This is a genomic window from Cupriavidus sp. R6-3 (assembly GCF_059772245.1).
The window spans coordinates 1-4659 of sequence record NZ_JCBAJO010000302.1 but is presented as its reverse complement, the minus strand read 5'-3'; the positions used below and the strand labels follow the sequence as shown (position 1 = coordinate 4659).

6 protein-coding genes, 1 pseudogene and 1 riboswitch are annotated in these 4659 nt (G+C 66.8%); of the genes and pseudogenes, 4 read left to right on the top strand and 3 right to left on the bottom strand.

Annotated features, from left to right (window positions below; translation table 11 throughout):
* Window positions 1-112: 112 nt before the first annotated feature.
* From AC6EI8_RS24410 to glyA, 3 genes are all read right to left on the bottom strand, one after another.
* Complete coding sequence (locus AC6EI8_RS24410; protein WP_226108347.1) at window positions 113-508, bottom strand: hypothetical protein; 396 nt, start codon at window positions 506-508, stop codon at window positions 113-115.
* Between the two features lie 51 nt (window positions 509-559).
* On the bottom strand, window positions 560-1024 hold the full coding sequence (gene nrdR, locus AC6EI8_RS24405) for a transcriptional regulator NrdR (RefSeq protein ID WP_149317782.1): 465 nt from the start codon (window positions 1022-1024) through the stop codon (window positions 560-562).
* Window positions 1025-1096: 72 nt separating this feature from the next.
* Entirely contained in the window at window positions 1097-2344 is a 1248-nt protein-coding gene (gene glyA / locus AC6EI8_RS24400; protein WP_150084233.1) for a serine hydroxymethyltransferase, read from the bottom strand.
* Window positions 2345-2572: 228 nt separating this feature from the next.
* A riboswitch (ZMP/ZTP riboswitch) is annotated at window positions 2573-2674 on the bottom strand.
* A gap of 195 nt (window positions 2675-2869) precedes the next feature.
* Between glyA and ybgC the strand changes: the two genes are divergently transcribed.
* The 4 genes and pseudogenes from ybgC to AC6EI8_RS24380 form a co-directional block, all read left to right on the top strand.
* The gene (ybgC, locus tag AC6EI8_RS24395) at window positions 2870-3274 is read left to right on the top strand and encodes a tol-pal system-associated acyl-CoA thioesterase (protein WP_149317784.1); all 405 of its coding nucleotides are present in this window, start codon (window positions 2870-2872) and stop codon (window positions 3272-3274) included.
* On the top strand, window positions 3271-3954 hold the full coding sequence (gene tolQ, locus AC6EI8_RS24390) for a protein TolQ (RefSeq protein ID WP_023264902.1): 684 nt from the start codon (window positions 3271-3273) through the stop codon (window positions 3952-3954). Before ybgC ends, tolQ begins: the two co-directional genes overlap by 4 nt.
* 25 nt (window positions 3955-3979) lie before the next feature.
* Window positions 3980-4417, top strand: a complete 438-nt coding sequence (gene tolR, locus AC6EI8_RS24385; RefSeq protein ID WP_149317785.1) for a protein TolR — start codon at window positions 3980-3982, stop codon at window positions 4415-4417.
* A 51-nt stretch (window positions 4418-4468) separates the two neighbouring features.
* A pseudogene (locus tag AC6EI8_RS24380) lies at window positions 4469-4659 on the top strand (cell envelope integrity protein TolA); the annotation flags it as partial.

Below are 4659 nucleotides of genomic sequence, written 5' to 3'. Positions count from 1 at the left end.
CCATTGCAGCGCCGTCGGGGCGAGCCCGGCCAGCGGCAGCAGGCCGATGCCGAGCACGGCGAGCGCGACCAGCGCTTCGAGCAGCAGGTAGCCGCGGTGGCAGCGCCGGCGGTCAGTCAAACAAGGGCAAGAAGGGGGGCGGCAATTGGGGCGCCATGGAAGGGCGCCGACAGCTGCGGTGCCGGAAGGCGCCGAAGCGGTCGATAGCCGGGAAACGGCGGACAACGCCGAAGCCGTCGATAACTCGGAATCGGCGGACAACGCCGAAGCCGTCGAACACGCCGAAGCGCTCGATAACGCGGAAGCCGCCGACAACGCTGAAGCGGTCGGCAACGCCGAAGTCGCCGAAGGGATCGCAACCATCGCTCTGGTCCTGTGCGTGACAAGCGGGGACCAGATTAATCGTCAGCGAGCGGGGATAAGGTTTCGAACCGTGGAGGATTCGACAAGGATTGCAACAGCGGCAATGGCAACAACTGCGGCAACCAGCGGCGTCGGCAACAAGCATCGACAAACGGCGACTAACCGCAACACCCTCACGCCGCCGCGAAGCAACGCCTCAGCGCTTGCCGTTGGTCGAGCTGACTTCGGCCAGCACGTCGGAGAACTCCGACACGTCCTCGAAGCTGCGGTACACCGAAGCGAAACGGATATAGGCGATCTTGTCGAGCTTGCGCAGCTCGCGCATCACCAGTTCGCCGACCTGGCTGCTCGGGATTTCCTTCTGTCCCAGCGCCAGCAGCTTTTCCTCGATGCGCGCGATCGCCTCGTCGATGGCCTCTGCCGAGACCGGCCGCTTGCGCAGGGCCAGCCGCATCGAATCCTTCAGCTTGCTGCGTGCGTAATCGACGCGGCTGCCGTTCTTCTTGACGATGGCGGGGAAGAACAGCTCGATCCGCTCATAGGTGGTGAAGCGCCGATCGCAGGCCTCGCAACGGCGGCGCCGGCGCACGGTATCGCCTTCCTCGGACATGCGGGTGTCGAGCACCTGGGTATTGGAGTGACCGCAGAAGGGACATTTCATCGGACCACCTGGAGGCGGAGGTTGAGCGGCCGCGCGCCGCCCGCCGAAGCGGCCGCGCGCGGCGACGGCCGATCAGCCGTAGACCGGGAAGCGCTTGGTCAGCGCCGCAACCTGCTCGCGCACGCGCGCGATGTTGTCGGCATCGTGCGGGTTGTCGAGCACGTCGGCGATCAGGTTGGCGACCTGGCGGGCTTCCTCTTCCTTGAAGCCGCGCGTGGTCATCGCCGGCGAACCCAGGCGGATGCCCGAGGTGACGAACGGCTTTTCCGGATCGTTGGGGATCGCGTTCTTGTTGACCGTGATATGCGCGTCGCCCAGGATCTTCTCGGCTTCCTTGCCGGTGATCTGCTTGGCGCGCAGGTCGACCAGCATCACGTGGCTCTCGGTGCGGCCCGAGACGATGCGCAGGCCGCGCGCGATCAGCGTCTCGGCCAGCGCCTGGGCGTTCCTGACGACCTGCTGCTGATAGGCCTTGAACTCCGGCGACAGCGCTTCCTTGAACGCGACCGCCTTGCCGGCGATCACGTGCATCAGCGGGCCGCCCTGGATGCCGGGGAAGATCGCCGAGTTGATGGCCTTCTCATGCTCGGCCTTCATCAGGATCACGCCGCCGCGCGGGCCGCGCAGGCTCTTGTGCGTGGTGGTGGTGACGAAGTCCGCGTGCGGCACCGGGTTCGGGTAGACGCCCGCGGCGATCAGGCCGGCGTAGTGCGCCATGTCGACCATGAAATAGGCGCCGACCGACTTGGCTACGGCGGCGATGCGCTCGAAGTCGATGCGCAGCGAGAAGGCCGACGCGCCGGCGATGATCAGCTTCGGCTTCTTCTCCTGGGCCAGCTTTTCCAGCGCGCCGTAGTCGATGTCCTCGTCGGCGTTCAGGCCGTAGCTGACCACGTTGAACCACTTGCCGCTCATGTTCAGCGCCATGCCGTGGGTCAGGTGGCCGCCTTCGGCCAGGCTCATGCCCATGATGGTGTCGCCCGGCTTGAGCACGGCGAAGAACACGCCCTGGTTGGCCTGCGAGCCCGAGTTGGGCTGCACGTTGGCGGCCTCGGCGCCGAACAGCTGCTTGACTCGGTCGATCGCGAGCTGCTCGACGACGTCGACGTATTCGCAGCCGCCGTAGTAGCGCTTGCCGGGATAGCCCTCGGCGTACTTGTTGGTCAGCTGCGAGCCCTGCGCGGCCATCACGGCCGGCGAGGTGTAGTTCTCGGAGGCGATCAGCTCGATATGGTCTTCCTGGCGCTGATTTTCCTGCTGGATGGCGGACCAGAGTTCGGGATCGATCTGGTCGATCGTGTAGCGGCTGCGTTCGAACATGGCGAAAACTCGTCTGTAGAAGGATCGGTGAAAACCGTGCAATGACGGCGGATTGACCGAAGGATACGGGAACGGAACGACGGTAGGGCGCGCGGGGAAGACGCATGCGAACCGCGTCGCCGGCCTGGGCGGGGGCCCGGGACTGGCGGCGCAGGGCGCACCCTGCTTCCCATTCGCTGGCCCAGGCGAGCGGCAGGCGCGGCGGCTATCGCAAGGGGCCGGGGCCGGGCGTTGCGCCCTGGCTTCGGACCGCTTCCGGTGGCTTGGCGCCAGAGATCTTGCGCTTCCTCGTGGTAGTACCCACTGACTTCGCCAGTCGCGCAAGGTGGAATGGTTGGCCGGAGTTTACGCGAGGCCCCGGCTCGCCGCAAGCCGGCCAGGCCGCCTGGGACAGGGCTTGGGACGTGCTTGGGGACGGGCCTGGCGGGCGGGAAGGGACCCGCCCGTCTGTAGGACGGCCCGGCGTTGCGTTGTCGGACGCCGTGTGACACCGAAGCCGCGCCCGCGTCCGTTACAATCGCGGCCATGACGAATTTCGTATGGCCGCTGCGCGTCTACTGGGAAGACACCGACGCCGGCGGGGTGGTGTTCTACGCCAACTACCTCAAGTTTTTCGAACGTGCGCGCACCGAATGGCTGCGCTCGCTCGGTATCGAGCAGCAGGCCCTCGCCGACGAATCGGGCGTGGTCTTTGTCGTGCGCAGCACGGCGGTGGAATACAATGCGCCCGCCCGGCTGGACGACCTGCTGGAGATCCGCACCCGTATTGAACGGGTCGGGCCGGCCTCGGTCCAATTCGCCCAGGAAGCGTGGCGCGGGCCGCTGATGCTGGCCGCGGGCACGATCCGGGTGGGATGCGTGGACCGCGACAGCTTCCGCCCGGCGCCGATTCCCGCATCCGTCCTCGCAACCATCAAGACCGCTCGATGAATCCCGTGACCGTCACGCAAGACATGTCGATCCTTACGCTGGTGATGCACGCCAGCTTCCTGGCGCAGGCCGTGATGGCCTTGCTGGTCGTCATGTCCTTGTTCTCCTGGACCTATATTTTCCGCAAGCACATGGCGCTGCGCGCCGCGCGCACCCAGACCGAGGGCTTCGAGCGCGATTTCTGGGCGGGCGGCGACCTGCAGGCGCTGTATCACAGCGCGGCCAACAACCGGCACAGCACCGGCGCGCTCGAGCGGATCTTCGAGTCCGGCATGGGCGAATACCTGAAGGCGCGCGAGCGCAGCAACGACGCCGGCGCGCTGCTCGACGCGGCCCGCCGCGCGATGCGCGCCGCCTACCAGCGCGAGATGGACGTGCTCGAGTCCCACCTGCCGTTCCTCGCCTCGGTCGGCTCGGTCAGCCCCTACATCGGCCTGTTCGGCACGGTCTGGGGCATCATGAACGCGTTCCGCGGCCTGTCCAACGTCCAGCAGGCGACGCTGGCCTCGGTCGCGCCCGGCATCGCCGAAGCGCTGGTGGCCACCGCGATCGGCCTGTTCGCGGCGATTCCGGCCGTGATCGCGTACAACCGCTACGCGACCGAGATCGACCGGCTGGCGATCCGCTTCGAGAGCTTCATGGAAGAATTCCTCAACATCCTGCAGCGGCAGACCCGCTGAAGGCCAGGCCAAGGAGAAGCGCAGCATGGCAGCCATTCAGCGCCGCGGCGGCTCGCGCCGCCGGGCCAGCGCCGACATCAACGTCGTGCCGTATATCGACGTGATGCTGGTTCTGCTCGTCATCTTCATGGTGGCGGCGCCGATCGTCAGCCCCGCCGTGGTGGACCTGCCGACCGTGGCCGACGCCACGCCGCAGCAGAAGACCCCGCCGATCGTCGTCACCGTGCACGAGGACGGCACGCTGACCGCGCGCGGCAAGAGCCCGGAGGGCGCCTCGTTCGAGCGCAAGCTCGACACCAAGGGCCTGCTGGACTTCGTGCACCAGCGCCAGAACGAGAACCCGGACCAGCCGGTGGTGATCGCCGCCGCCCGTGCGGTGAAGTACGAGGCGGTGCTCGACGTGATGTCCGAACTGAAGGCCGATGGCGTCAAGCGCGTCGGCCTGATGGTCAAGTCCAAGTAATCGCTGGATGACGACCGGATGTCGCCCGGAACCTTGCCGTTAGCCTTTCCCATGAAGACCGCCGACTCCTATCCGTATCAGCCGGTCAAGGAACGCGGCACGCTGCGCTCCTTCCTGCTGGCGCTCTTCATGCATCTGCTGCTGGCCATCGTGCTGTACTACGGTGTCAACTGGCAGATCAGCACCCCCGCCGGCGTCGAAGCCGAGCTGTGGGAGGAAGTCCCCGATACCCCGGCCCCGGA